This is a genomic window from Nonomuraea sp. JJY05 (assembly GCF_043496855.1).
In the GTDB taxonomy this organism is placed as follows: Bacteria; Actinomycetota; Actinomycetes; order Streptosporangiales; family Streptosporangiaceae; genus Nonomuraea.
On sequence record NZ_JBIEIS010000007.1, the window covers coordinates 235,011 to 257,729 of the forward strand.

A 22,719-nucleotide genomic window follows, 5' to 3' on the forward strand; every position below is an offset into this window, starting at 1 on the left:
GTGCCGGGAGCGCCCAAACGGCACGGTGCCGGGGGCTCTCAACGGATCTCCCGCGAGCGCGAGTGTGAGCGGCACGGCGCCCCTCGCGCCCGACGGACCACCCCGAGCAGGACGGCAGGTCCCGCCGTTCGCGGTGGTCACGCCCTGAGTGGCGCAGCGTGACGGCCCGTGTCACCGGAGCCGGCGTGCGCGTCGCCCCCGTTCAGGAGCGCGATGCCCGGCCCGTCCCCCGGTGAGGGCCAGAGGGAAGCTCTGGCCCTGGGGTGTGGCGGAGGTGCGGAACGCCGGCGGTGGGTCAGTGGAAGAAGTGGCGGGTGCCGGTGAAGTAGAGAGTGATGCCGGCCCTTTCGGCGGCCTCGATGACTAGTTCGTCCCGGATTGAGCCGCCGGGCTCCACGATGAACCGAACGCCGGCGTCGATCAGCACCTGCGCCCCGTCCGGGAACGGGAAGTACGCGTCCGAGGCCGCGACCGCCCCCTCCGCACGCTCGCCCGCCCTGGAGACCGCCAGGCGGCACGAGTCGACGCGGTTGACCTGCCCCATGCCCACGCCCACGGTCGCCCCGTCGCTGGCCAGCAGGATGGCGTTGGACTTCACCGAGCGGCAGGCGCGCCAGGCGAACTCCAGGTCCGCCAGCTGCTCGGGCGAGGCCGGGGTGCCGGTCTTGAGCTCCCACTGCGCGGCCGAGTCGCCCGATGCGTCCACCTTGTCCACGGACTGCGCCAGGACGCCGCCGTCGATCTCGCGGAGCTCCACCTGCCGCGAGGGCCCCTGCGGGCACTGCAGCAGGCGCAGGCTCTTCTTGGCCCGCAGGACCTCCAGCGCCTCCGCCGCGTAGGACGGCGCGATGACGACCTCGGTGAAGATGTCGGCGATCTGCCGGGCCAGCTCGGCCGTGACCTCGCGGTTGACGGCGATCACGCCGCCGTACGCCGAGACGGGGTCACAGGCGTGCGCCTTGCGGTGTGCCTCGGCCACGTCGGCGCCGATGGCGATGCCGCACGGGTTCTGGTGCTTGATGATGGCCACGCACGGCTCGCTGAAGTCCCAGGCGGCCCGCCAGGCGGCGTCGGAGTCGAGGTAGTTGTTGTACGACATCTCCTTGCCGTGCAGCTGCTCGGCGTTGGCCAGCCCGCTCGTGCCGGCCGTGTAGAGGGCGGCGCTCTGGTGCGGGTTCTCGCCGTAGCGCAGCGTGGCCTTGCGCTCGTACGTCGCCCCCGTGAACGCCGGGAACCCGTCCTCCCCGTACGTCCGCGTGAACCAGTTGGCCACCGCCACGTCGTACGAGGCCGTGTGCGCGTACGCGATGCCGGCCAGCCGCCTGCGCTCGGCCAGCGTGAAGCCGTCCTCGGTCAGCGCGTCGAGCACGTCGCCGTAGAACGCGGGATCGACCACGACCGCGCAGGTGTTGTGGTTCTTCGCGGCGCCGCGGATCATGGCGGGCCCGCCGATGTCGATCTGCTCGACGCACTCCTCGTCGGACGCGCCGGAGGCCACCGTCTCCTGGAACGGATAGAGGTTGACCACGACGAGCTGGAACGGGTCGATCTCCAGCTCCTCCAGCTGGGCCACGTGGTGCGGCTTGGTGACGTCGGCCAGCAGGCCGGCGTGCACGCGCGGGTGCAGCGTCTTGACCCGCCCGTCCAGGCACTCCGGGAACCCGGTGAGCTGCTCGACCTTCGTCACCGGGATCCCGAACGACGAGATCGCGGCGGCCGTGCCACCGGTCGAGACGATCTCCACCCCGGCGCCGTCGAGGGCTCTGGCCAGCTCCTCGAGCCCGGACTTGTCGTAAACAGCGATCAGCGCGCGCCGGATGGCGATGCGAGTCACGTGGATTCCCCTCCTGTTAGGTTGCCGATGCGGACGTGACGTCCGCTGACCGTCCAGCCCTCGCGAGCCATCCGGCCGACGATCTCGACGAGCAGGCGCCGCTCGACGCTCTTGATGCGCTCGTGCAGGACCGCCTCGTCGTCGTCCGGAAGCACGGGCACCGCCTCCTGGGCGACGATCGGCCCGGTGTCGACGCCGGCGTCGGCCAGCATCACCGTGCAGCCGGTCACCTTGGCCCCGTGGGCGAGCGCGTCCCGCACGCCGTGCGCGCCGGGGAACGACGGCAGCAGCGCCGGGTGCGTGTTGAGCACGGGGAAGGCGTCGAGGGTCGGCGGCCCCAGAATTTTCATGAAACCCGCCGACACCACCAGGTCAGGCTCGTACGCTGCGATTCTGGCCGCGATGGCGGCATCCCATTCCGCCCGCGTCGCATAATCGCCCAATTTTTCAACAAAAGTTGGGACTTGTGCCCTCGCCGCCCTGGCCAGCCCCTCGATCCCATCCCTGTCCGCGCCGACCGCGACCACACGAGCCCCGTATGACGGGTCGGCGGAAGCGTCCAGCAGGGCCTGTAGGTTGGTTCCAGAGCCGGAGACGAGGACGACGAGCCGCCCAGCCTTAGACACGCACACTCCAAAAGAGGAAACAGGGTGGGGGTGCCAGAGTATCTGTTCCTCGCCCGGCGACGCAGAGGAGGTCAGGTGTCGACACCGGTGCAGGCACCGGCAGGCCAGCAACCCGCCGATTCGGCGGGCCGCCGAGCGATCTGGTTGTCCATCGCAGCGCTGGCCATGACGTTCATGTTGCCGCTCGCAGGCCTGGTCATGGCGCTGTTCGCGCTCGCGGCCGGGATCCGGGCGCTGCCACGGCTGAGGTCCGCGGGCCGGTCCACGGGCATCGCCGTGGGCGGCATCACGATCTCCTCGATCGCGCTGGCGCTGTCGGCCATGGCCACGGGGATGCAGCTGTACCTGATGGACGAATACTCGGCCTACCAGGAGTGCATGAAGGGCGCGGGGACCGTCTCGGCGCAGGGCGAGTGCTTCACGCAGTTCAGGGACGCGGCCCAGCGCAAGCTGCCCGCCGACGTGCTGCAGCTGCTCGGCACGGTGCAGCCCTAGCCGGACGCGGATCAGTCGCGGTCCCAGGCGTAGGGGTCGAGGTAGATGACGTGGCCGCCGCGGTCGTCCGACTCGTCCACGATGTCCTTGCGGGGCGGGCGGTCGGGCTCCGGCAGGCGAGGGCGGGCCTGGGCCAGCGTCTCGGCCTCGGCTGAGGCGTGCTCGTCCTGCCAGTCGTCCCTGATGACCGGGATCTCCTGAGTGTCGGCCTCGGTGGCGTCCATCCAGTGGCCGGGCAGCGGGCGCGGGTCCGACTCGGCCAGCCCGACCTTGCTCGCCGCCTTGGCGATGGCGGCCCCGGCCTTGCGTACGGGGGCGGCCGCCTTGTCGAGCGGCGTGCGGGCGCGCTTGTTGAGCAGCAGCAGGTTGGCCACGCCGGCGGAGATGCCCGCGGCCACGCCGACCTCCACCGCGACGGAGAGCGCCACCTCCCAGGGCGAGGGCCCGATCGTGGCCAGCCGCCCGCCGCCGATGGGCCCGCCGGACAGCGCCGCCAGCAGCCCCGCCACGAGCCCGGTGACGACCCCGCTCAGGAACCCCCACATCGGCGCCGCCTCGTAGGAGGGCGACGGCGAGATCCGGGCCACCATGACGCCGGCGACGGCCCCGGCCGCGAACGGCACCGCGACCACCGCCATCATCCAGCCCGGCACGGGCCCGCTCTCCGGCAACGCCCCCAGCAGCGGCAGGCTCGGCACCGTGCCGAGCTGCACCCCCGTGGGCGCGACCAGGGTGTCGGCGCCGATCGCGAACCCGGGTCCGGCGATGTAGGAGGAGGCCCAGACGACGGCGTTCAGCAGGTAGAGGAGCTGCAGCAGCAACAGCAGCACCCCGCCGACGAGCCCCGGCGAGAGCACGTCGGACAGCTCCTTGACCTGCCCGAAGTTCAGCCCGATGGCGACCAGCACGAGCACGAGCCCGGCCACGAGCAGCAATGCCGTGGCGACCGCCGTGCCGACGGTGAGCGCGCGCACCCGCTCGGGCAGCAGCCGCAGCATCACCCGCCAGGGTCCGATCATCCGCGCCGTGGCCAGCGACCCCGCCAGGAACGCCAGCACGAAGTGGCTGAGCAGCGCCTCGCCGATGAACGGCTGCGTGATCTCGTTGCTCGCCGCGAGCGCGATCAACCCCGCGAGCAGCGCGTACGGCGCCGCCAGCGACACCCCGGCCTGCACGACCACGGCGAGCTGGGCGCGGCGACGGGCCCCGGCCTGCTCCTTGGGGCTGTTCTTCGGCAGCCGGGCGGGCAGCCGAAGCCGCAGGTCGGCGTCGCGGGCCATCCAGCGCCCGGCGCGGTAGAGGAGCACGGCGGGCAGCACGATGAGCCCCAGAGGCAGCAGCCCGACCCGGCCGTCCTTGATCGCGAACCCGGCGTGGTGCGCGGCCAGCCAGAGCTGCGCCGCCGTGCGGAAGACGCCCGGCAGCCCCGTGCCCAGCGTGCCGCGCGGCGCGGCGATCCAGCCGACGAGGGTGAGCGTGGTGAGCGCGGCCAGGCCGACGCCCAGGGTGGCGGCGGCGGCCAGCATCCCGGACACGGGTAGCGGCCGCCTCGTCTCGTCGTCGTCGCCTGAGCTCCCGGGGAGCTTGCCTAGCATCGACCGGGGGGCAGCACGCAACTGGTCGAGAATCGCCGTCACAGTAGGCGATTTTCTCAAGGTTTCCCGACCGGCGCTTGGTTGACGCGCCGCCGCCCATCCACTTTGTGACGTCGAACTACACCTGATTTGTCCCCCGGCCCCGGATCTGGCACGGAGACGGCCCACGGGGCGGCGTAACGGCGGCCGGCTCCGCGCGCCTCGTGACCGTCTCCCTGGACAGGGGCCGGCCAGGTGCGGCGGGTGGGGTTGCCCGCCGTGAGCGTAAAAGGTGGGAGAGGGAAAGCCCCGTGCGGGAGGACCCGCACGGGGCTTTCGAAGAGCGGAAACCCGATGATCAGCGCGCCTGCATGATCTCGCGCATGAGACGGGCGGTCTCGGAGGGGGTCTTGCCGACGCGGACGCCGACCTTCTCCAGGGCCTCCTTCTTGGCCTGGGCCGTGCCCGCGGAGCCCGACACGATGGCGCCGGCGTGGCCCATGGTCTTGCCCTCGGGGGCGGTGAAGCCCGCGACGTAGGCCACGACCGGCTTGGTGACGTGCTGCTCGATGTAGGCGGCGGCCCGCTCCTCGGCGTCGCCGCCGATCTCGCCGATCATGACGATCGCGTCGGTGCCCGGGTCCTCCTGGAACGCCTGGAGCGCGTCGATGTGGGTGGTGCCGATGACGGGGTCGCCGCCGATGCCCACAGCGGTCGAGAAGCCGAAGTCACGCAGCTCGTACATCAGCTGGTACGTCAGCGTGCCCGACTTCGAGACCAGGCCGATGCGGCCCGCGGTGGTGATGTCGGCCGGGATGATGCCCGCGTTGGAGGCACCGGGGGAGGCGATGCCGGGGCAGTTGGGGCCGATGATGCGGGTCTTGTTGCCCTTGGAGACGGCGTACGCCCAGAACGCGGTGCTGTCGTGGACCGGGACGCCCTCGGTGATCACCACGCACAGCGGGATCTCGGCGTCGATGGCCTCGATGACCGCGTCCTTGGTGAACGCCGGCGGCACGAACACGACCGACACGTCGGCGCCGGTCTTCTCCATGGCGTCCTTGACCGTCCCGAACACCGGCAGGCCCTCGTGCGTGATGCCGGCCTTGCGGGCGTTGACGCCGCCGACGACCTTGGCGCCGGAGGCGAGCATGCGGCGGGTGTGCTTGGTGCCCTCGCCACCGGTCATGCCCTGAACGATGATCTTGCTGTTCTCAGTCAACCAGATGGCCATGGGTCACGCACCTACCGCAGCGAGCTCGGCGGCACGCTTGGCCGCGTCGTCCATCGTGTCTACCAGCTCGACCCGCGGGAGCGCGGCGTCGGCCAGGATCTGCCGCCCGAGCTGGGCGTTGTTGCCGTCGAGGCGGACCACGAGGGGGTGGGTCACGGCCTCGCCGCGGCTCTCCAGCAGCTTGAACGCCGAGACGATGCCGTTGGCGACGGCGTCGCAGGCGGTGATGCCGCCGAAGACGTTGACGAAGATCGACTTGACGCTCGGGTCGGAGAGGATGATCTCCAGGCCCGCGGCCATGACCTCGGCAGAGGCGCCGCCGCCGATGTCGAGGAAGTTGGCGGGGGACGGCTTGCCGGGGAACTGCTCGCCCGCGTAGGCCACCACGTCGAGCGTGGACATGACCAGCCCCGCGCCGTTGCCGATGATGCCGACGTCGCCGTCGAGCTTGACGTAGTTGAGGTCCTTCTCCTTGGCCTTGGCCTCGAGCGGGTCCTCGGCCGCCTTGTCGGCGAGCGCCTCGTGGTCGGCCTGGCGGAAGCCGGCGTTGTCGTCGAGCGTGACCTTGCCGTCGAGGGCCTTGACCTGGCCGTCAGCCGACAGGATCATGGGGTTGACCTCGACGAGCGTGGCGTCCTCGTCGACGAAGCAGCACCAGAGCTTCTCGATGAGGTCGGCGGCGCCGTCGAGCGCCTTCTCCGGCAGGCCGCCGGCCACCGCGATCTCGCGGGCCTTCGCGCGGTCGATGCCGGTCAGCGCCGAGACCGGCACCTTGGCGACCTTCTCGGGCGCGGTGTGGGCGACCTCTTCGATGTCCATGCCGCCCGCGGCGGAGCAGATGGCGAGGAAGGTACGGTTCGCGCGGTCGAGCAGGAAGGAGAAGTAGTACTCCTCCGCGATCGCGCTGGCCTCTTCGACGAGGACCTTGTGGACCGTGTGGCCCTTGATGTCCATGCCGAGGATGGCTTCGGCCTTGGTCACGGCGTCGGCCGCGTCGTCGGCCACCTTGACGCCTCCGGCTTTGCCTCGGCCACCGGCCTTGACCTGGGCCTTGACGACAACGCGGCCGGTCAGCTCCTCGGCGGCCGACCGCACCTCCTCCACGTTGTGTGCGACGATGCCGCGTGGCACCGGGATGCCGTAGTCGGCGAAGAGCTCCTTCGCCTGATGTTCGAACAGGTCCACGAGGGTCCGTCCTCTTCCGTTTGGTCGCTCACCCTCTGTCGGGTTCGCGCCCTGCTTTTCCGACTGATGTTCGACGGCCCGGGCAACCCCGTGCGTGCCGGGCGTTTCCGCCGGTAAAGCCTAGCCCGAAGCTTGACCTGCCCAGGTCATGGGGGCATGGTTCTTCCGCTCTGTGACGGTCATCTCACTTCTCCAGGACGGACCCTGCACGAAAAATGCACCGTTTCGGCATCGCCTGCCCCGGCCGTCGATATATGGTCGTGATCTTCTATTGGCAGGCTTCTGCTCCCTCTCCTTTTGAATCGAACGGGGAAATCGTATGAAGCGGATTCTCGCGGGCTTGGCGTTAACCACGGCCGCCGCGCTCGTTGCCGCCACACCTGCCGCGCAGGCCGCGCCGGTGGACCCGGTGAAGGCGCTCAAGAAGCAGTTCGTCGCGGGGCACGGGGTACGGATCTCGGAGAAGACCCGGATGTCCCTGGACGGCAAGAGCGCCGGGGTCAGCACGACGCTCGGCTCTTTCGAGTTCGGCAAGTCGGGAATCGTCGCAAGCGATCTCCGGAGCCGCCGGCCCGGCAAAGACAAGAGCCTTGCGGCCGCGTTCGCGCCACCGCGCATCATCACGGTCGGCGGCTACAGCTACGTTCAGGGCGGGCTGTTCAGCGAGGACCTGCCCGAGGGCAAGAAGTGGGTTCGCTACGGCGGCGGTGAGGCGACCGGCGGCACCTACAACCAGATTCTCGACATCTTCGAGCCGAAGGTGCTGAAGACGCTGGTGTCGCGCGCCAAGAGCTTCAAGGGCGGCACCTACAAGGGCGCCCTCACCTACAGCGAACTGGCCAAGGCCTACGGCCAGAAGCTGTCCGGCACGGTCGGCAAGATCAAGATCGACTACTCGCTGAAGGTCAACTCCAAGGGTCTGGTCACCACGCTCACGTCGGGCTGGACCCTGGACTTCGGCGTCCTGGGCAAGACCCGTTCCGTGACCGAGACCCGGTACCTCGGGTGGGGATCCAAGGTCAAGATCAAGGCTCCGGCCAAGGACCTGTGGGTCGCCGTGGACGACCTCGGTGAGGACAGCGAGGTTCCGCTGGAGATCCCGAACAACTCCCTGAACTCGCTCACCAACTAGCAGCTCTGCCTTGCCTCCTTCCGCCCGCCGGGCGGGGGGAGGCCTTCTCCTTCTGAAGAAGGCTTTCGCCTTGCGAAGGAAGGCTTTCTCCTTGTGGCGGCGGTGGTGGCCGCCACGGCGCCGGTCGCCACCGCACCAGTACGGGCGGCCTCCACCCGGAGACCCAACCGAGGAGCTCGCCTCCAGGTGAGGCGTCCTCAGCCCGCGCGGCCCAGGTGAGGCTGTTTGGTGTAGTCGGTCAGGCCGATGACGTTCCCCCAGGGGTCGGCGACCTCGACCGTCCAGCCCGTGAACACCTCGAACGGCTCGATCCCCAGCGCATCGGCCGCCGCGCGGGCGTCGGGCACCTCCAGCCAGACGCGCATGGAGCCCGGGGCGCCCTCCTGGACCCGTACCAGCAGCCCCGGGGTCTCCTCCCCGATCGCGAACAGCGCCAGCTCCCCCGTCGCGAACTTCTCCTCCAGCCCCAGCACACCCCCGTAGAACTCCCGGGCCCGCGCCAGGTCTCCCACCCCGACCAGGATGTTGTCGACGCCGAGGATCCTCATGACGCGTGCCTCCGGTGGTCGTCGGCGGTCGGCATCGGCATCCCGCGGCGCTGACAGTTCACGGCTCGTCCTCTCCTGGATCTTCACCCTGAGGAGCGCCCGGAGCTCAGTGACGAGTCCTTCGCGCTCCCAGGGCATTATCCGACACCTTCGCCGCCGGGCGGAGGCCTACCCGAGCCTGGACTCCCGCAGGCTCGCCCATTCGAGCGAGTGCCTGATGCCCTCCTCGACGGAGAAGCGGGCCTGCCAGTCCAGCAGGCGGCGGGCGCGGTCGCTGCGGGTGTAGGCGCCGGCCACGTCGCCGGGGCGCGGGTCGGTCTCGACGATCTCGATCGGGCGGTCGACGACGCGGTTGAACGCCTCGGCCAGCTCGCGGACGGTGGTGCCCGCGCCGGTGCCCAGGTTGATCACGTCGACGTCCAGCTCGTCGAACCGCCGCAGCGCCGCCACGTGAGCCGTCGCCAGGTCCCAGACGTGGACGTAGTCGCGGATGCCCGTGCCGTCCCTGGTCGGGTAGCCGGTGCCGGTGATCTGGAAGGGGACGCCGTCCTCGTACGCCTCGATCATCTTGCCGAGGGCGTGGCTGGGCCGCCGCAGTTGCAGACCGGTGCGCATCCCGGGGTCGGCGCCGATCGGGTTGAAGTACCTCAGGGAGAGGATCCTGATCGGGCGGCCTGCGGCGATGTCGGCGAACATGGCCTCGCAGACCGCCTTGGTCCGCGCGTACGGGCTCTGGGGGTCGAGGGCGGAGTCCTCGTTCACCGTGTGGTCGTCGCCCGTGCGGTAGATGGACGCGGAGGAGCTGAAGATCATCCGGGTGCAGCCGTTGCGGATCAGGTGATCGACGAACTCGAGGCTCTTGGTGACGTTCGCGCGGTAGTAGCCGATGGGGTCGGCGACGGAGTCCGGGACCACGATGAGCGCGGCGCAGTGAACTACGGCCTCAATATCCGGATATTCGGCAAATATCTTGTCAATCAGCGGGCCGTCGCTGATATCCCCTTCATAGAACGCCCGCCCCTTCGCGAACTCGCGCCTGCCCGTGATGAGGTTGTCGAGAATGACGGGCTCGATCCCGGCATCGAGGCACGCCGACGCGACCGTGCTCCCGATATATCCCGCCCCGCCAGTAATCAATACACGCATCCCAGCACCCTAAACCCATAATCATCTTGTACGGCGGGCTCCCGCAGACTCCCGCCCGGCGCTCCATCACCGCCTCATCGCGCCCGGCCCGAGCGCCACCCGTCACCCGCCGCCCGCCGCCCGGCGCCCCGGAGCGGCACGATCCGGAGCCAGGAGACCTCACGCTCCCGCGCAGGCACGCCCTCCACCCGCAGCCGCACCCGCCGCCGTGGCTCGCCACGCTGGCCGTGGCCCACCACTTCCGCCGTCGCCACCAGACTTCGGGAGCCCGCCACCCCAAGGAGCCCCGCGCACCCTCCGCGGGCGCGGCTCCGAGCGCGCGGCAGTGCTCGGTTACGGGCCGGGATCGCCCGGGGCCGGGGTGGTGGGGTCGCCCGGCTGGGGCGGTGGCGGAAGGGGGACGGTGGCATGGGGCTTGTTGGGGTTGGTGTTGGCGTGCGACATTTCCTGATATGGGCAGAGACGTGCCAAGCGTCGTCTTCAGCAGGGACGACCGCCGGAAATATCGGGAAAAGGTGTATCGATGCCTCGACGTCTTCGCCCAGATGTTGCGCGAGTCCCGCTTTGAGGTCGAGCGTCCCCTCGCCGGCCTGGAGATCGAGCTCAACATCGTGGACGCGTACGGCGAGGCGGCCATGCGCAACGCCCAGGTGCTGGCCGCGATCGAGCAGCCGGACTGGGCCACGGAGCTGGGACAGTTCAACATCGAGATCAACATCGAGCCGCAGGAGCTGGGCGGCGACGGCGCGCTCCGGCTGGAGAACGACGTCAGGGCGCGGCTCAACCACGCCGAGGAACGCGCCCGCTCCCAGCACGGCCACCTCGTCCTGATCGGCATCCTGCCCACGCTGCGCGAGCAGGACATCGGCGAGGGCACGCTCTCCGCGAACCCCCGCTACCGCCTGCTCAACGAGCAGATCTTCGCGGCCCGGGGCGAGGACCTGCACCTGGCCATCGAGGGAGTCGAGCGCCTGGACACCCACGCCGACAGCGTCGCCCCCGAGGCCGCGTGCACGAGCGTGCAGCTGCATCTGCAGGTCAGCCCCGACGCGTTCGCCTCGCACTGGAACGCGGCCCAGGCCATCGCCGGGCCTCAGGTGGCGGTGGCGGCCAACTCCCCCTACCTGTTCGGCAAGGAGCTGCACCGAGAGACCAGGATCACCCTGTTCGAGCAGGCCACGGACACGCGGCCGGCCGAGCTGAAGGCGCAGGGCGTGCGGCCGAGGGTGTGGTTCGGGGAGCGGTGGATCACGAGCGTCTTCGACCTGTTCGAGGAGAACGTCAGCTATTACCCGGCCCTGCTGCCCCTGTGCGAGGACGAGGACCCCCGTACCGAGCTCGAACAGGGCCGCATCCCCCAACTGCACGAGCTGACCCTGCACAACGGCACGATCTACCGGTGGAACCGGCCGGTGTACGCGGTGGTGGGCGGGGTGCCGCACCTGCGCGTGGAGAACCGCGTGCTGCCCGCCGGGCCCACCGTGGCCGACATCGCGGCCAACGCGGCGTTCTACTACGGGTTGATGCGCATGCTGCCGTACGTCGAGCGGCCGATCTGGAGCCAGATGTCGTTCCAGGCGGCGGAGGACAACCTCGGCGCGGCGGCCCGGCACGGGCTGGACGCGCGGCTGTACTGGCCGGGCATGGGCGAGGTGCCGGCGGCGGAGCTGATCCTGCGCCGCCTGCTGCCCATGGCGCGGGAGGGGCTGGCCAGGTGGGGCGTGGACGGTCCCGTGGCCGACCGGCTGCTCGGGATCATCGAGGGGCGCTGCCTGACGGGCCGTACGGGGGCGAGCTGGCAGGTGGAACGCGTACGCGCGCATGAAGGCGACTCAGGGGACCGGCACGAGGCCTTGCGGTCCATGACGCTCGAGTACATCGAGCGAATGCACAGCAACGAGCCCGTGCACACTTGGGACGTATGAAGCCCGTGCAGCGCATCCTGGTCCTCGCCCTGGTCCTCCTGGTCGGCGCCTGCGGCCTCACCGGCCGGCCGTCCATGGACGCGCAGGGGGCCGACTCGTTGGAGGACGACCTGCGGACCGCCCGGACGCTGACGGAGGCGTTCTGGACGCAGCAGTTCCAGCAGAGCGGTCGGACTTATCGGCCTATCGCCGACTTCATCCCCTACTCCGGAAACTCCGGCCCCAGCTGCGGCAACGAGCCCGCCGTCCCGAACAACGCCTTCTACTGCCCCATCGGCCACTTCATCGCCTTTGACCAGACCTGGATGGATTCGCTCTGGAACGAGATGGGCGACGGGTCGGTCTATGTGATCATCCCCCACGAGTTCGGGCACGCGATCCAGGCCCAGCTCCAGACGAACTTCCAGCTCAACGTACAAATGGAGCTCCAAGCCGACTGTTACGCGGGCGGGACCCTCTCGGCGCTCGTGCGCTCGGGCGCGCTCGACACGGATGCGGGCGACGAGGACGAACTGCTCACGAGCCTGGAGGCGGCGGGCGACCCGACGGACGACTGGCTCAACCCGTCGGCTCACGGGACGGCCGAGCAGCGCCAGGCGTCGTTCGCGACCGGCTACCGGGACGGCGTGAACGCGTGCTGACCGGGGGCGTACACGGGAAGCGCGGATCGGACTCCAGGATGTACGCGCGGGTCAACCCAGAGGATGATGTATCCGATCATGCCCACGCTCTACCGTTGACCCATGCCATTGGAGGAGATCGGCTGGCTGCGACGGGGTGCGTGCAGATCCAGCGACCCTGACCTCTTCTTCCCCCTCGCCCCCACGCCCTTGCAGGAGGCCCGCGCCAAGGCGGTCTGCGCGCGCTGCCAGGTCATCGAGGAGTGCCGCGCGTACGCGTTACGCTCCGGCGAGTCGGAGGGCATCTGGGGCGGCCTCACCCCGGAGGAGCGCCGCCGCAGTCGCTTCCCCACGGGCTGGCGCCGCCCGGCCGCCTCCTGACGCCGATCGACCGGCGGCGCGGGTGAAAAGAGGGTGAGCGACGTAGCCTGGCAAGGGTGTTGCTCCGCTCGATCGCGATCCTCGCCGCAGCCAACGTCCTCAACAACAAGGTGGCCCCCCGCCTGGCCCCCCTGACCTCGGCCGCCGCGACCGCCGCCCTGGTGGCGACGGCCCGCCGGTCCGGCCTGTCGTGGAAAGAGCTCGGGTTCGAGCACGGCCGGCGCGGCGCCGTGGCGGGAGGCGCGCTGGCGGCTGCGGTGGCGGCCGTCTACGCCGTCGGCATCGCCAATCCCCGCACCAGGCGGCTCTTCCAGGACGAGCGCGCCCTGTCGCTCTCGCGCGCCCGCGTCCTGGAGGAGGCCCTGCTCCAGGTCCCGCTGGGCACGGTCCTGCTGGAGGAGGTGGGTTTCCGGGGCGCCCTGTACGCGATGCTGCGCAAGGATCACGGCACGGTGGCCGCCACGGCGATCTCGTCGTCCCTGTTCGGCCTCTGGCACATCCTCCCGGCCATCGACATGGCCCACGCCAACCCCGCCCTCGGCGCCCTGACGTCGGCCGACTCCCCGGCCGGCCTGGACACGGCGCGGGTGGTGGCGGGGAGCGTGGTGTCCACGGCGGCGGCCGGGGTGCTGTTCTGCGAGCTCCGGCGCCGCGGCGGCCTCCTGACCCCGGCCATGCTGCACCTGGCCACCAATTCCCTCGGCTACCTCTTCGCCCGCCTCGCCGCCAAACGAAAGTGACGGAACGTGAGCATTTCCGGCACTCCGGTGGAGCTTTGATCAGCCGGGGAGGAGGATTCTCGCCTCGCCTGAGGAAGATCCTCCCCTTGAACTGGAGCGTTCCAAACGCGTGCTTTAACGTCTCCAGCGCGTACTTCCCGAGACCGCGCAATGCCGGGAAAGGCGTATATCAAGATCACGAGTTCTGATATACGATGGAGGCACGGAGGTGGTGTTGCATGCGTACGGTAATCGACATCGACAAGGATCTACTGGAAGTCGCCCAGCACGAGTTGGGGACTTCGACCATGAAGGAGACGGTCAACGCGGCCCTGGAGGAGATCGCCGAAAGGGCAAAGCGTCGCGAAGCGTTCGAATACTGGCGCACCCGGGACAATTCCGATCTTCTGGATCCGGAGATCATGAAGCATGCGTGGTAGCCACCGGCGTGGTCTATCTCATCGACAAGAGCGCGCTGGCGCGCATGCCGCACCCGGCGGTCCACCGCGCACTCGAGCCGCTCATGCTCGACAAGATGCTGGCCATCTGCGAGGTCACGCAACTCGAGGTCCTCTTCAGCGCGCGTGACCCGGCGGGCTACGAGCGCGACGCCCACTACCTGCGCGAGGGCTTCCGCCTCCTGTCGATCCACGAGAAGGAGGCGGCCGCCCGGGCGCTGGACGTCCAGGCGATCCTCGCGCGCAAATCGCACCACCGAGCCGTCGGACCGAGCGATCTGCTGATCGCCGCCTGTGCCGAGGTGCACGGGGCGACGATCCTGCATTACGACCGGGACTTCGACATCATCTCCGAGGTCACCGGCCAACCCTCGCTCTGGGTCGTGTCCCCGGGATCCGTGCCCTAGGAAGGGTCAGCCCGTCGGGACGACCTGGAAGGCCTCCGCGTAGTGGCCCGAGGGGAAGCCGGCCTGGTCGGCCCAGGCGGCGAAGCGGGTCTTGACGAAGTCGATGAAGCCTTCCACGTGAGCGACCTGGCTCACATGTGACTGCAAGGCCGCGAGCTTGCGGTCCATGGCCTCGGTGACGTCCACCCAGTGGTTGGGGGTCGAGCCGCCCGTCAGCCACACCTCGCGCACGGTCCACGCCTCCAGGCCCTCGTCCCGCAGCAGTTCGGGGAAGGCGTAGGGGTTGCGGGCGTCCGGGTAGACGGCGTCCAGGGCGGAGCCGCCCACCGCGCGGTGGTCGGGGTGGCTGGGGGCGACGTTGTTGTAGTTGCGGTCGGGGTGGTGGGTGATGACCAGGTCCGGCCTGACCTGGCGGATCACGCGGGAGATGTCGCGCCGCAGCTCGATCGAGGGCACCACGAGCCCGTCCTTGTGGCCGAGGAAGCGCACGTCGGTGACGCCGACCGCCTTGGCGGCGGTGCGCTGCTCGGTCCTGCGCAGCTCGGCCATGCCGGAATTGTCCAAAGTACGTTCGTTGCCGCCCGCGTCGCCATCCGTGACCAGCAGGTACGTGACCTCGACGCCCTTGTCGACGAACAGTGCCACGCTCCCCGCCGCGCCGAAGTCGACGTCGTCTGGGTGGGCGGTAACCACGAGGACCCGGTTGATCTCGGCTTCCGGCAGCATGGCTCCCCTTTCTGATGTTCTACGAAAAGACAACCGGCGCCCTGCCGAAGGCATTCCGGGCGCCGAATGTCGGTGGGGCGTCTTAACCTAGACAGGTGCCGACCCAAGTCTCTGTTGACCACCCTCTGCTCGACGGCCTCAACCCTCAGCAGCGCGAGGCCGTGATCCATCATGGCAGTCCGCTGCTCATCGTGGCGGGGGCGGGCTCCGGGAAGACGCGGGTGCTCACGCATCGCATCGCGTACCTGCTGGCCGAGCGTGAGGTGCACCCGGGCGAGATCCTGGCGATCACCTTCACCAACAAGGCCGCCCGCGAGATGAAGGAGCGCATCGACAAGCTGGTCGGCCCGCGGTCCAGGGCGATGTGGGTGATGACGTTCCACAGCGCCTGCATGCGCATCCTGCGGCGGGAGGCCAAGCGGCTGGGGTTCCCGTCGAGCTTCTCGATCTACGACCAGGCCGACTCCCAGCGGCTCATGGCCATGGTCTGCAGGGAGATGGAGCTCGATCCCAAGCGTTACCCGCCGCGCTCGTTCTCGGCCCAGGTCAGCAACTTCAAGAACGAGCTGATCGACTACGAGACCGCGCTCGACCGGGCGGGCTCGCACCTGGAGAAGACGCTGGCGCAGGCGTACAAGGCCTATCAGCTCAAGCTGACCGAGGCCGGCGCGATGGACTTCGACGACATCATCATGAACACGGTGACGTTGTTCCAGCTCTTCCCCGAGGTGGCCGAGCACTACCGGATGCGGTTCAGGCACGTGCTGGTCGACGAATACCAGGACACCAACCACGCCCAATACATCCTGATCAGGGAGCTGGTCGGGCACCCCGAGCTGCGCACGACCGACGGCGAGCTGGTGCGGTCGGGCGCCGACATGTCCGAGCTGTGCGTGGTGGGCGACGCCGACCAGTCCATCTACGCCTTCCGCGGCGCCACGATCCGCAACATCCTGGAGTTCGAGCGCGACTACCCCGACGCCCGCACCATCCTGCTGGAGCAGAACTACCGCTCCACCCAGAACATCCTGGCCGCCGCCAACGCGGTCATCGCGCGCAACGAGTCGCGCAAGCCCAAGAACCTCTGGTCCGACCAGGGCGACGGACCCAAGATCATCGGATATGTCGCCGACAACGAGCACGACGAGGCCATGTTCGTGGCCCAGGAGGTCGACCGGCTCAGCGACGAGGAAGACGTCAAGCCGGGCGAGGTGGCCGTCTTCTACCGGACCAACGCGGCCTCCCGCGTGTTCGAGGAGATCTTCATCCGCACCGGGCTGCCGTACAAGGTGGTCGGGGGCGTGCGCTTCTACGAGCGCAAGGAGGTCAAGGACCTGCTGGCCTACCTGCGGGTGCTGGCCAACCCGGCCGACGTGGTGTCGCTGCGCCGCATCCTCAACGTGCCCAAGCGCGGCATCGGCGACCGCGCCGAGGCGATGGTCGAGGCGCTGTCGTCGCGCGAGCGCATCTCGTTCTGGGACGCGCTGCGCAGGGCCGACGAGGCGTACGGGATGGCCACGCGCTCGCTCAACGCCGTGCGCGAGTTCGTCGCGATGCTCGAGGAGCTGATCGGCAAGGCCGCGGGCATGCCGCCGTCGGCGCTGGCCGAGGAGGTGCTGGTGGCCACCGGCTACCGCGCCGAGCTGGAGGCGTCGGAGGACCCGCAGGACGAGTCGCGCCTGGAAAACCTCAACGAGCTCATCTCCGTCGCCTCCGAGTTCGAGGAGGCCAACCCGGAGGGGACGCTGGTGGAGTTCCTGGAGCAGGTGTCGCTCGTGGCCGACGCCGACCAGATCCCCGACGCCGACGGCGGGCAGGGGGTCGTCACGCTGATGACCCTGCACACGGCCAAGGGCTTGGAGTTCCCGGTCGTCTTCCTGACGGCCATGGAGGACGGGGTGTTCCCGCACATCCGCTCGCTCGGGGAGCCCAAGGAGCTGGAGGAGGAGCGGCGGCTGGCGTACGTGGGGATCACCAGGGCGCAGCAGCGGCTCTACATCACGCGGGCGGCCGTGCGCAGCTCCTGGGGGGCGCCGTCGTTCAACCCGGCCTCGCGGTTCGTGAACGAGGTGCCGGGGCAGCTCATCGACTGGCGTACGGATCCGGAGAAGTCCGCCTGGAGCGCGGCCACCCGCAAGGAGCCCGCCGCCCGCCCGGCGCCCGCCAAGAGCGGCGGGCGGAAGGTGCCTTCGCTGGCGCCCGGCGACCGGGTGACGCATGACGCGTTCGGGCTGGGCACGGTGGTGTCCGTGGACGGCGTGGCGGAGAAGACCAAGGTCAAGATCGACTTCGGCAGCGGCGGGGAGAAGACGCTGCTGCTGGCCTACGCGCCCATCGACAAGCTCTGACGGCCGCTGGGCCGCCCTCCCCGATCTGGGGAGGGCGGCCCTGATGTCCTACGGGGTCAGCCCTTCAGGGCGCTGCCCTTCTTCCACTGGGTCCAGTTCAGCTGCCAGTAGCTCCAGCCGTTGTTCCACTGCAGCTTGCGCTTCGTACCGGTGATCTTGACGACGTCGCCGCGCTGGGCGATGCCGTAGAACCACTTGGCTCCGGCGGGGGTGGCCCGCACGCAGCCGTGGCTCTGGTTCGAGCGACCGAGGAACTGGTAGTAGCCGGCGCTCTGGTGGACGTACTCACCGCTGTCGGAGATGCGGACCGCCCACGGGATCTCCTCCTTGTAGTAGCGCGGATCCTTGGGATCCGTCACGCCCATCCAGGAGGAGGTCATGGTCTCGACGGCCTTCTTGCCCATGGTGAGGTGAACACCGCTCGTGGTGAGGTAGACGTCCACGCCGTTCCTGATCAGCCCGCCCCTGCCTGCGCTGATCGGGATCTTCTTGGCGAGCTTGCCGTCGCGGTAGACCTTCATCTGGTGGGTACGGGTGTTGACCACGGAGATCTGCGACGTGCCGACGGCGAAGCGGCGCGAGACGTCCTTGGCACCCTTGTTGCCGGGGAGCTGCGACAGGCGGGCGGTGAAGAGGACCTTCTGGTGCGGCTTCCAGTACGTCTTCGTCCGGTAGATGACCTTACGCGCCGACACCCAGCGCCAGGCGCCGTCGACCGGCTTCTCCGCCTCCACCTCCAGCAGCGCCTCCACGGCCGCCCGGTCCTTCACGTCGCGGTCGAACGTGACGATGATCGGGAAGCCGACGCCTACCTTCTCCGACTTCTCCCCCATCGGGGTGATGTCAGCTATATCGAGCCTGACCTTCTTTTCCGGGGCCGTGACCTTCACCGGGGTCGTGACGCTCGCCGCACCGGCGGCCCGGACCACCGAGGCTTGCTGCACTTGGGGAACGTGGACGCTCTCCGCCGCACAGGCCGTCACGGCGACCAATGCGACAACGGCCGGCAGCATCCGGGGGACGCGATTCAAGGGGGCTACTCCTGGGATATGTGCTTTTTCTCCTTTATGTGTGACAACTGAGGCGTGAGTTTTGTGGGCACACCCACGATAACTATCCCGTAACGTTCCAAACCCGGCACGGATGAACCCCCGCCCCACGGGGAACCCACGCCCCTCGGCATCGCTGGGTGCTGGGTGCCGCGATTACGGGGGCGCAGGAGGACGGGGGCACGCGGTGGGAGAAGCGGGGTGCACGGGACGGCGCGGGCAGCGCGGCACGGCGGTGGGCGATGCGCGGTGCATCGGCGGGCGCTGCGGTGCACGACGGCGTTGGAGGGCGCAGGGAGCTGCGGTGCACGACGGCGTTGCAGGGCGCGTCCGTGCCAGTGAGGCTGGACGCGGCGGGCGCGCCACTGCGGCGGGAGTGAGGGGCAGGACGCAGTGAGGTGGCGGCGGGTTGAGGTGCCAGCCGCAGTGACGGATGCCCGTGATGAGGGGGAAGGAGGTGATGGGCGACCGTGGTTGGGGCCGACCGCCGTCAGGGACGACCGCCGTGAGGGGCGGCTGCGGTGAGGGGGAGGGAGTGGGGGTTAGACGAGGCGGCGGGCGGTGGCCCAGCGGGAGAGTTCGTGGCGGTTGGAGAGCTGGAGCTTGCGCAGGACCGAGGAGACGTGGGTTTCCACGGTCTTGACGGAGATGAAGAGCTCCTTGGCGATCTCCTTGTACGCGTACCCCCGCGCGATCAAGCGCAGCACCTCGCGCTCGCGCTGCGTCAGGGAGTCCAGCTCGGGATCGATGGACGGCGCCTCCGACGAGGCGAAGGCGTCCAGGACGAACCCGGCCAGCCGCGGCGAGAAGACCGCGTCCCCCTCCGCCACCCGGCGGATGGCGTCCGTGAGCTCCTTGCCGCTGATGTTCTTGGTCACGTAGCCCCGCGCCCCGCCCCGGATCACGCCGATGACGTCCTCGGCGGCGTCGGAGACCGACAGGGCGAGGAAACGCACCTGGGAGCCGGCGCCCAGGACCCGGCGCAGCACCTCCTGGCCCCCGCCGCCCGGCATGTGCACGTCCAGCAGGACCACGTCGGGCTGGTGCTCGGCGATCGCCTTGACGGCCGTCTCCACGTCCTCGGCCTCGCCCACCACCTCGATCGAGTCGCCGAGCTCGGCGCGCACGCCGGAGCGGAAGAGCCGGTGATCGTCGACGATCAACACGCGCGTCATGCCTTCTCCACCTTCATGGTCAACATCACTTCCGTGCCCTCACCGACGGAGGCGCGCACCCTGGCCGTGCCTCCGTGGCGTTCCATTCTCCCGATGATGGACTCCCTGATGCCCATCCGGTCGAGTGGCACCGCATCGAGGTCGAACCCCTTGCCACGATCCTTCACGAAAATCGTGACCTCTTCACCCTCTACTTCGGCATAAACGGAAATGGATGGACTCTCAGAGTATTTGGCCGCGTTGACCATCGCCTGCCGGGCCGCCTTGAGCTGGGCGGCCAGCCTACCCGCCGGGTCGAGGGCGATGTCGCCGACGCAGACGACCTCGATGGGCACCCCGTGGGCGTCCTCCTCCTCCGCCGCGATCCTGCGTACGGCGGCCGCCACGGTGGCGTCGGCGTCCTGGGCGGGCTGGTAGAGCCAGTTGCGCAGGTCGCGCTCCTGGGCACGGGCCAGCCGGGTGACCTCGCGCGGATCGTGGGCGACGCGCTGGATGAGCGTGAGCGTGTGCAGCACCGAGTCGTGCACCATGGCGGCCACCTCGGCGCGTTCTTCCTGCCTGATGCGCTCGCGCCGCTCCAGCTGCAGCTCTTTCCACAGGCCGGCGAGCCAGGGCGCGGCGATGACGGCCAGGCCGCCGACCACCACGACGGTGAACAGGAGTCCGGGCCTGGCCTGAGCCAGCTGGCCTTCGGCGTACAGGAAGCCCGCCGCGCCGATCACCACGAGCGTCACGCCGAGCAGGGTGCGAACCCGGTTCTTCCTGATGCTCGTGGTGGCGCCCTGGACCCAGCTCTTGCGGCGTTCCGGGTCGGCCTGCTGCCAGAGGATCAGCGCCCCGATCCCGCCCACGGCGAACGGCAGCATGCCGATCCCGCCCTGGGACGCCCCCGTGAGCCAGCCGAACGCGAACAGCGCCACCCCGATCGCGCTGAACGCGGCCAGCTGGCTCCAGTCCCGCTGCGGCGGCTGCCCCTCGTACGGTTGCCGGGGCGTGACCATCCACAACACGGCGTACGCCACCATGCCGACCCCGTCGACCACGCTGAGCAGCACGAACATCAGCCTGACCACCACGGGATCAAGCGAGAGCTGCGCCGCGAGGCCCTGGGCGACACCGCCGAGGAGGCGGCCCTCCATGGGGCGAATCAGGCGCCGATAAGGTGCGTCGCCGGTCGGCTCGGCGAGAGTCTTCTGGTCAGCCATAACATCGCCATAGTCACATGTCGGGGGCACTTGGGGCATCAGGGAACAACCCCCGGGTCGGGTCAGGGGTGTCCCGGATGCGAGCACACCACGCGTAGGTCCACGATGGTGACATGACAGAAGCTCCGCCCAAAGAACCGGCCGCGCCGCCCCGGTCGCTGCGACGCAGCAGCGAGGGACGCTTCCTCATGGGGGTCTGTTCCGGTCTTGGGCGGCACACCGGCATCGACCCCGTGGTGTTCCGCGTGGGTTTCGCCCTGCTTCTGCTCGGCTCCGGCATCGGCCTGTTCCTCTATCTCGCGGCGTTCCTGCTGATGAAGGAGCCGAACGGCAAGCCGGGGATCATCGAACAGTGGACGCGCCGCGACTTCGACGCCGAAACCGTGATGGTGCTGCTGACGGCGGTGCTGGCGTTCGGGCTGGCGCTCAACCTGGCGACCGTGTGGCTCGACGCCAGCACTCTGGTGGTGGGCGTGCTGCTCGCCGTCTCGCTGCTCGCCGCCCATTCCAGCGGGGTGGATCTGCGGGGGCTGGCCCGCTCGATGCCCGAACGGCTGAGCAGGAGGCAGAGGCACACGACCGCGGCTCCCGAAGCCCCGCCGGTCAGGCCCACGACCGCGGCTCCCGAAGCCCCGCCGGTCAGGCCCATACCCTTCCCGGAAGCATCGCCGGTGACGCCCGTGCCCTCCGCGGGGCCACCGCCGGTCAAGGAGCCCGCCGCCCCGGAGCCGATCAAGGAGCCCGCCCCGTTCAAGGAGCCCGCCCCGGTCCAGGACGCCGCCGCCCCGGAGCCGGTCGAGGAGGTCGCCGCCCCGGTCAAGGAGCCTTCCGAACGCGAGCCGGTTCAGGAGGCCGCCGCCCCCGAGCCGGAGCCGACGACCCGCGTGCACGAGGCCGCCCCGCCCGCCGGTGAGGACACCAAGGTCACCGCCGAGCACCGGGTCCCCTCCTACCAGTCGCAGCCCCGAACCCGCCTCGACTACACCCCCTATGGCGAGCCGTTCGCGCCGAAGGGCCCCTACCAGCCGCTCGACCCGGCCAAGCGGGCAGCAGGCTACTCGCCGTACGACCCCGTCATGTACGGCCGCCCGGTCCCCAAGAAGGAGCGGAAGCCGCGCCCGAGGTCGTTCATCGGCGCCATCACCATCCTGCTGGCAATCATCATTGGAGGGATCGTCGTGGCGGTCCAAGCCAGGTCGGCCGCCGGAGTGAGCCCGACCATCGTCGGCGGCGCCGTGCTCATCACGATCGGCGCCGGGCTGCTGATCGCCGCCTGGTGGGGACGCGGGGCCGGACTGGTGGCCGCGGGGACGCTCGTGACGGTCATCGTGGCCCTGGGCTTCGTGCTCGGGGGCATCCCGCGCAACATCGGCGAGTCGGACTGGACGCCGACCAGCGTGACCCAGTCGAGCATGCTGTACGACGTCGGCGTCGGTGACGGGCGGCTGGACCTGTCGGAGCTGAAGCTGGAGCCGGGCACCAAGGTGACGTTCAACGCCGCGGTGACGATGGGCGAGCTGATGGTGATCGTGCCGCCGACGGCCAGGATCGAGGTGCACGCCACCAACAAGGTCGGCGACGTCAAGCTGGACCATTCGGTCAGGGGCGGCGTGGACGTGCGGTATGACAAGGTGCTGGAGCCCGAGGTCGAGCCCGACGGCAAGGTCTCGACCATCGTCCTCAATCTGCGGGGCGGGCTCGGCGACATGGAGGTGCGGCGTGCCGCGTGACGTCGAACGACCGCGACGCTTGCATCGCACCGACTGGATGGCGCTGCTCAGCGGTGTGCTCTTCGTGGTTCTGGGCATTCTCATAGTGACACGCGCGATCACGGATCCGCTGGTCCTGATCGGGGTATTGGTGCTGGGATTGGCGTTCGCGGGGCTGGTGGCGATCATCGCCAGGGTGATTCGCGGTAAGTAACCCTTGACC

Annotated in this window: 22 protein-coding genes; 11 read left to right on the forward strand and 11 right to left on the reverse strand. The window is 69.6% G+C overall.

Going from position 1 to position 22,719, the window contains the following annotated elements; genetic code table 11:
* Positions 1–295: 295 nt before the first annotated feature.
* Both purH and purN read right to left on the reverse strand, forming a co-directional pair.
* Positions 296–1,834, reverse strand: a complete 1,539-nt coding sequence (gene purH / locus ACFKCF_RS12505) for a bifunctional phosphoribosylaminoimidazolecarboxamide formyltransferase/IMP cyclohydrolase (RefSeq protein ID WP_394493173.1) — start codon at positions 1,832–1,834, stop codon at positions 296–298.
* Complete coding sequence (gene purN / locus ACFKCF_RS12510; RefSeq protein WP_394493175.1) at positions 1,831–2,460, reverse strand: phosphoribosylglycinamide formyltransferase; 630 nt, start codon at positions 2,458–2,460, stop codon at positions 1,831–1,833. The genes purH and purN overlap by 4 nt, the downstream gene beginning before the upstream one ends.
* Before the next feature lie 75 nt (positions 2,461–2,535).
* Here purN and ACFKCF_RS12515 point away from each other — a divergent pair, with 75 nt between their 5' ends.
* Positions 2,536–2,955, forward strand: coding sequence for a hypothetical protein (locus ACFKCF_RS12515; RefSeq protein ID WP_394493177.1), 420 nt, complete (start codon positions 2,536–2,538; stop codon positions 2,953–2,955).
* 11 nt (positions 2,956–2,966) lie between these two features.
* Here the strand turns inward: ACFKCF_RS12515 and ACFKCF_RS12520 are convergent, their stop codons facing one another.
* The 3 genes from ACFKCF_RS12520 to sucC form a co-directional block, all read right to left on the reverse strand.
* Positions 2,967–4,550: a DUF6350 family protein gene (locus tag ACFKCF_RS12520; protein ID WP_394493178.1), complete on the reverse strand. Its 1,584-nt coding sequence runs from the start codon at positions 4,548–4,550 to the stop codon at positions 2,967–2,969.
* A 337-nt stretch (positions 4,551–4,887) separates the two neighbouring features.
* Positions 4,888–5,763, reverse strand: coding sequence for a succinate--CoA ligase subunit alpha (sucD, locus tag ACFKCF_RS12525; protein WP_394493180.1), 876 nt, complete (start codon positions 5,761–5,763; stop codon positions 4,888–4,890).
* Positions 5,764–5,766: 3 nt separating this feature from the next.
* Entirely contained in the window at positions 5,767–6,948 is a 1,182-nt protein-coding gene (gene sucC, locus ACFKCF_RS12530) for an ADP-forming succinate--CoA ligase subunit beta (RefSeq protein ID WP_394493181.1), read from the reverse strand.
* Positions 6,949–7,267: 319 nt separating this feature from the next.
* Here sucC and ACFKCF_RS12535 point away from each other — a divergent pair, with 319 nt between their 5' ends.
* Entirely contained in the window at positions 7,268–8,080 is an 813-nt protein-coding gene (locus ACFKCF_RS12535) for a hypothetical protein (protein WP_394493183.1), read from the forward strand.
* Positions 8,081–8,277: 197 nt separating this feature from the next.
* On the opposite strand, the gene ACFKCF_RS12540 is transcribed toward ACFKCF_RS12535, so the two are convergent.
* Both ACFKCF_RS12540 and galE read right to left on the reverse strand, forming a co-directional pair.
* On the reverse strand, positions 8,278–8,628 hold the full coding sequence (locus ACFKCF_RS12540) for a VOC family protein (protein ID WP_394493184.1): 351 nt from the start codon (positions 8,626–8,628) through the stop codon (positions 8,278–8,280).
* 168 nt (positions 8,629–8,796) lie between these two features.
* Positions 8,797–9,774 carry a UDP-glucose 4-epimerase GalE gene (gene galE, locus ACFKCF_RS12545; RefSeq protein ID WP_394493186.1) on the reverse strand — a complete coding sequence of 326 codons (978 nt, stop codon included), beginning with the start codon at positions 9,772–9,774 and terminating at the stop codon, positions 8,797–8,799.
* Between the two features lie 452 nt (positions 9,775–10,226).
* Between galE and ACFKCF_RS12550 the strand changes: the two genes are divergently transcribed.
* The 6 genes from ACFKCF_RS12550 to ACFKCF_RS12575 all read left to right on the forward strand — a co-directional run bounded on the left by ACFKCF_RS12550 (position 10,227) and on the right by ACFKCF_RS12575 (position 14,284).
* Positions 10,227–11,699 (forward strand): glutamate--cysteine ligase, encoded by a 1,473-nt coding sequence (locus tag ACFKCF_RS12550; protein ID WP_394493187.1) that lies wholly within the window; start codon positions 10,227–10,229, stop codon positions 11,697–11,699.
* On the forward strand, positions 11,696–12,340 hold the full coding sequence (locus ACFKCF_RS12555; protein WP_394493189.1) for a neutral zinc metallopeptidase: 645 nt from the start codon (positions 11,696–11,698) through the stop codon (positions 12,338–12,340). The genes ACFKCF_RS12550 and ACFKCF_RS12555 overlap by 4 nt, the downstream gene beginning before the upstream one ends.
* A 102-nt stretch (positions 12,341–12,442) precedes the next feature.
* Positions 12,443–12,700, forward strand: a complete 258-nt coding sequence (locus ACFKCF_RS12560; RefSeq protein WP_192790004.1) for a WhiB family transcriptional regulator — start codon at positions 12,443–12,445, stop codon at positions 12,698–12,700.
* A gap of 56 nt (positions 12,701–12,756) precedes the next feature.
* Positions 12,757–13,440, forward strand: coding sequence for a CPBP family intramembrane glutamic endopeptidase (locus tag ACFKCF_RS12565; protein WP_394493190.1), 684 nt, complete (start codon positions 12,757–12,759; stop codon positions 13,438–13,440).
* Positions 13,441–13,658: 218 nt separating this feature from the next.
* Positions 13,659–13,859: a type II toxin-antitoxin system VapB family antitoxin gene (locus ACFKCF_RS12570; protein WP_394493192.1), complete on the forward strand. Its 201-nt coding sequence runs from the start codon at positions 13,659–13,661 to the stop codon at positions 13,857–13,859.
* Positions 13,853–14,284 carry a PIN domain nuclease gene (locus tag ACFKCF_RS12575; protein ID WP_394493194.1) on the forward strand — a complete coding sequence of 144 codons (432 nt, stop codon included), beginning with the start codon at positions 13,853–13,855 and terminating at the stop codon, positions 14,282–14,284. The genes ACFKCF_RS12570 and ACFKCF_RS12575 overlap by 7 nt, the downstream gene beginning before the upstream one ends.
* A 6-nt stretch (positions 14,285–14,290) precedes the next feature.
* Here the strand turns inward: ACFKCF_RS12575 and ACFKCF_RS12580 are convergent, their stop codons facing one another.
* On the reverse strand, positions 14,291–15,010 hold the full coding sequence (locus ACFKCF_RS12580) for a PIG-L deacetylase family protein (RefSeq protein ID WP_394493195.1): 720 nt from the start codon (positions 15,008–15,010) through the stop codon (positions 14,291–14,293).
* A 125-nt stretch (positions 15,011–15,135) separates the two neighbouring features.
* Here ACFKCF_RS12580 and pcrA point away from each other — a divergent pair, with 125 nt between their 5' ends.
* Positions 15,136–17,358: a DNA helicase PcrA gene (pcrA, locus tag ACFKCF_RS12585; protein WP_394493393.1), complete on the forward strand. Its 2,223-nt coding sequence runs from the start codon at positions 15,136–15,138 to the stop codon at positions 17,356–17,358.
* A gap of 56 nt (positions 17,359–17,414) precedes the next feature.
* On the opposite strand, the gene ACFKCF_RS12590 is transcribed toward pcrA, so the two are convergent.
* The 3 genes from ACFKCF_RS12590 to ACFKCF_RS12600 all read right to left on the reverse strand — a co-directional run bounded on the left by ACFKCF_RS12590 (position 17,415) and on the right by ACFKCF_RS12600 (position 20,787).
* Positions 17,415–18,389, reverse strand: a complete 975-nt coding sequence (locus tag ACFKCF_RS12590) for a L,D-transpeptidase (RefSeq protein WP_394493197.1) — start codon at positions 18,387–18,389, stop codon at positions 17,415–17,417.
* A 560-nt stretch (positions 18,390–18,949) separates the two neighbouring features.
* On the reverse strand, positions 18,950–19,582 hold the full coding sequence (locus ACFKCF_RS12595; RefSeq protein ID WP_185070757.1) for a response regulator transcription factor: 633 nt from the start codon (positions 19,580–19,582) through the stop codon (positions 18,950–18,952).
* Positions 19,579–20,787, reverse strand: a complete 1,209-nt coding sequence (locus ACFKCF_RS12600; protein WP_394493198.1) for a PspC domain-containing protein — start codon at positions 20,785–20,787, stop codon at positions 19,579–19,581. Before ACFKCF_RS12600 ends, ACFKCF_RS12595 begins: the two co-directional genes overlap by 4 nt.
* Positions 20,788–20,900: 113 nt before the next feature.
* Here ACFKCF_RS12600 and ACFKCF_RS12605 point away from each other — a divergent pair, with 113 nt between their 5' ends.
* Both ACFKCF_RS12605 and ACFKCF_RS12610 read left to right on the forward strand, forming a co-directional pair.
* On the forward strand, positions 20,901–22,517 hold the full coding sequence (locus ACFKCF_RS12605) for a PspC domain-containing protein (RefSeq protein WP_394493200.1): 1,617 nt from the start codon (positions 20,901–20,903) through the stop codon (positions 22,515–22,517).
* Positions 22,507–22,710: a hypothetical protein gene (locus ACFKCF_RS12610; protein ID WP_394493202.1), complete on the forward strand. Its 204-nt coding sequence runs from the start codon at positions 22,507–22,509 to the stop codon at positions 22,708–22,710. Before ACFKCF_RS12605 ends, ACFKCF_RS12610 begins: the two co-directional genes overlap by 11 nt.
* The last annotated feature ends 9 nt before the right edge of the window (positions 22,711–22,719 follow it).

Coding starts and splice junctions, on each gene's coding strand:
- ACFKCF_RS12520 (WP_394493178.1), bottom strand. CDS start 4,550: ATGCTAGGCAAGCTCCCCGGGAGCTCAGGCGACGACGACGAGACGAGG.
- sucD (WP_394493180.1), bottom strand. CDS start 5,763: ATGGCCATCTGGTTGACTGAGAACAGCAAGATCATCGTTCAGGGCATG.
- ACFKCF_RS12535 (WP_394493183.1), top strand. CDS start 7,268: ATGAAGCGGATTCTCGCGGGCTTGGCGTTAACCACGGCCGCCGCGCTC.
- ACFKCF_RS12540 (WP_394493184.1), bottom strand. CDS start 8,628: ATGAGGATCCTCGGCGTCGACAACATCCTGGTCGGGGTGGGAGACCTG.
- galE (WP_394493186.1), bottom strand. CDS start 9,774: ATGCGTGTATTGATTACTGGCGGGGCGGGATATATCGGGAGCACGGTC.
- ACFKCF_RS12550 (WP_394493187.1), top strand. CDS start 10,227: ATGGGCAGAGACGTGCCAAGCGTCGTCTTCAGCAGGGACGACCGCCGG.
- ACFKCF_RS12555 (WP_394493189.1), top strand. CDS start 11,696: ATGAAGCCCGTGCAGCGCATCCTGGTCCTCGCCCTGGTCCTCCTGGTC.
- ACFKCF_RS12560 (WP_192790004.1), top strand. CDS start 12,443: ATGCCATTGGAGGAGATCGGCTGGCTGCGACGGGGTGCGTGCAGATCC.
- ACFKCF_RS12570 (WP_394493192.1), top strand. CDS start 13,659: ATGCGTACGGTAATCGACATCGACAAGGATCTACTGGAAGTCGCCCAG.
- ACFKCF_RS12580 (WP_394493195.1), bottom strand. CDS start 15,010: ATGCTGCCGGAAGCCGAGATCAACCGGGTCCTCGTGGTTACCGCCCAC.
- ACFKCF_RS12595 (WP_185070757.1), bottom strand. CDS start 19,582: ATGACGCGCGTGTTGATCGTCGACGATCACCGGCTCTTCCGCTCCGGC.
- ACFKCF_RS12600 (WP_394493198.1), bottom strand. CDS start 20,787: ATGGCTGACCAGAAGACTCTCGCCGAGCCGACCGGCGACGCACCTTAT.
- ACFKCF_RS12605 (WP_394493200.1), top strand. CDS start 20,901: ATGACAGAAGCTCCGCCCAAAGAACCGGCCGCGCCGCCCCGGTCGCTG.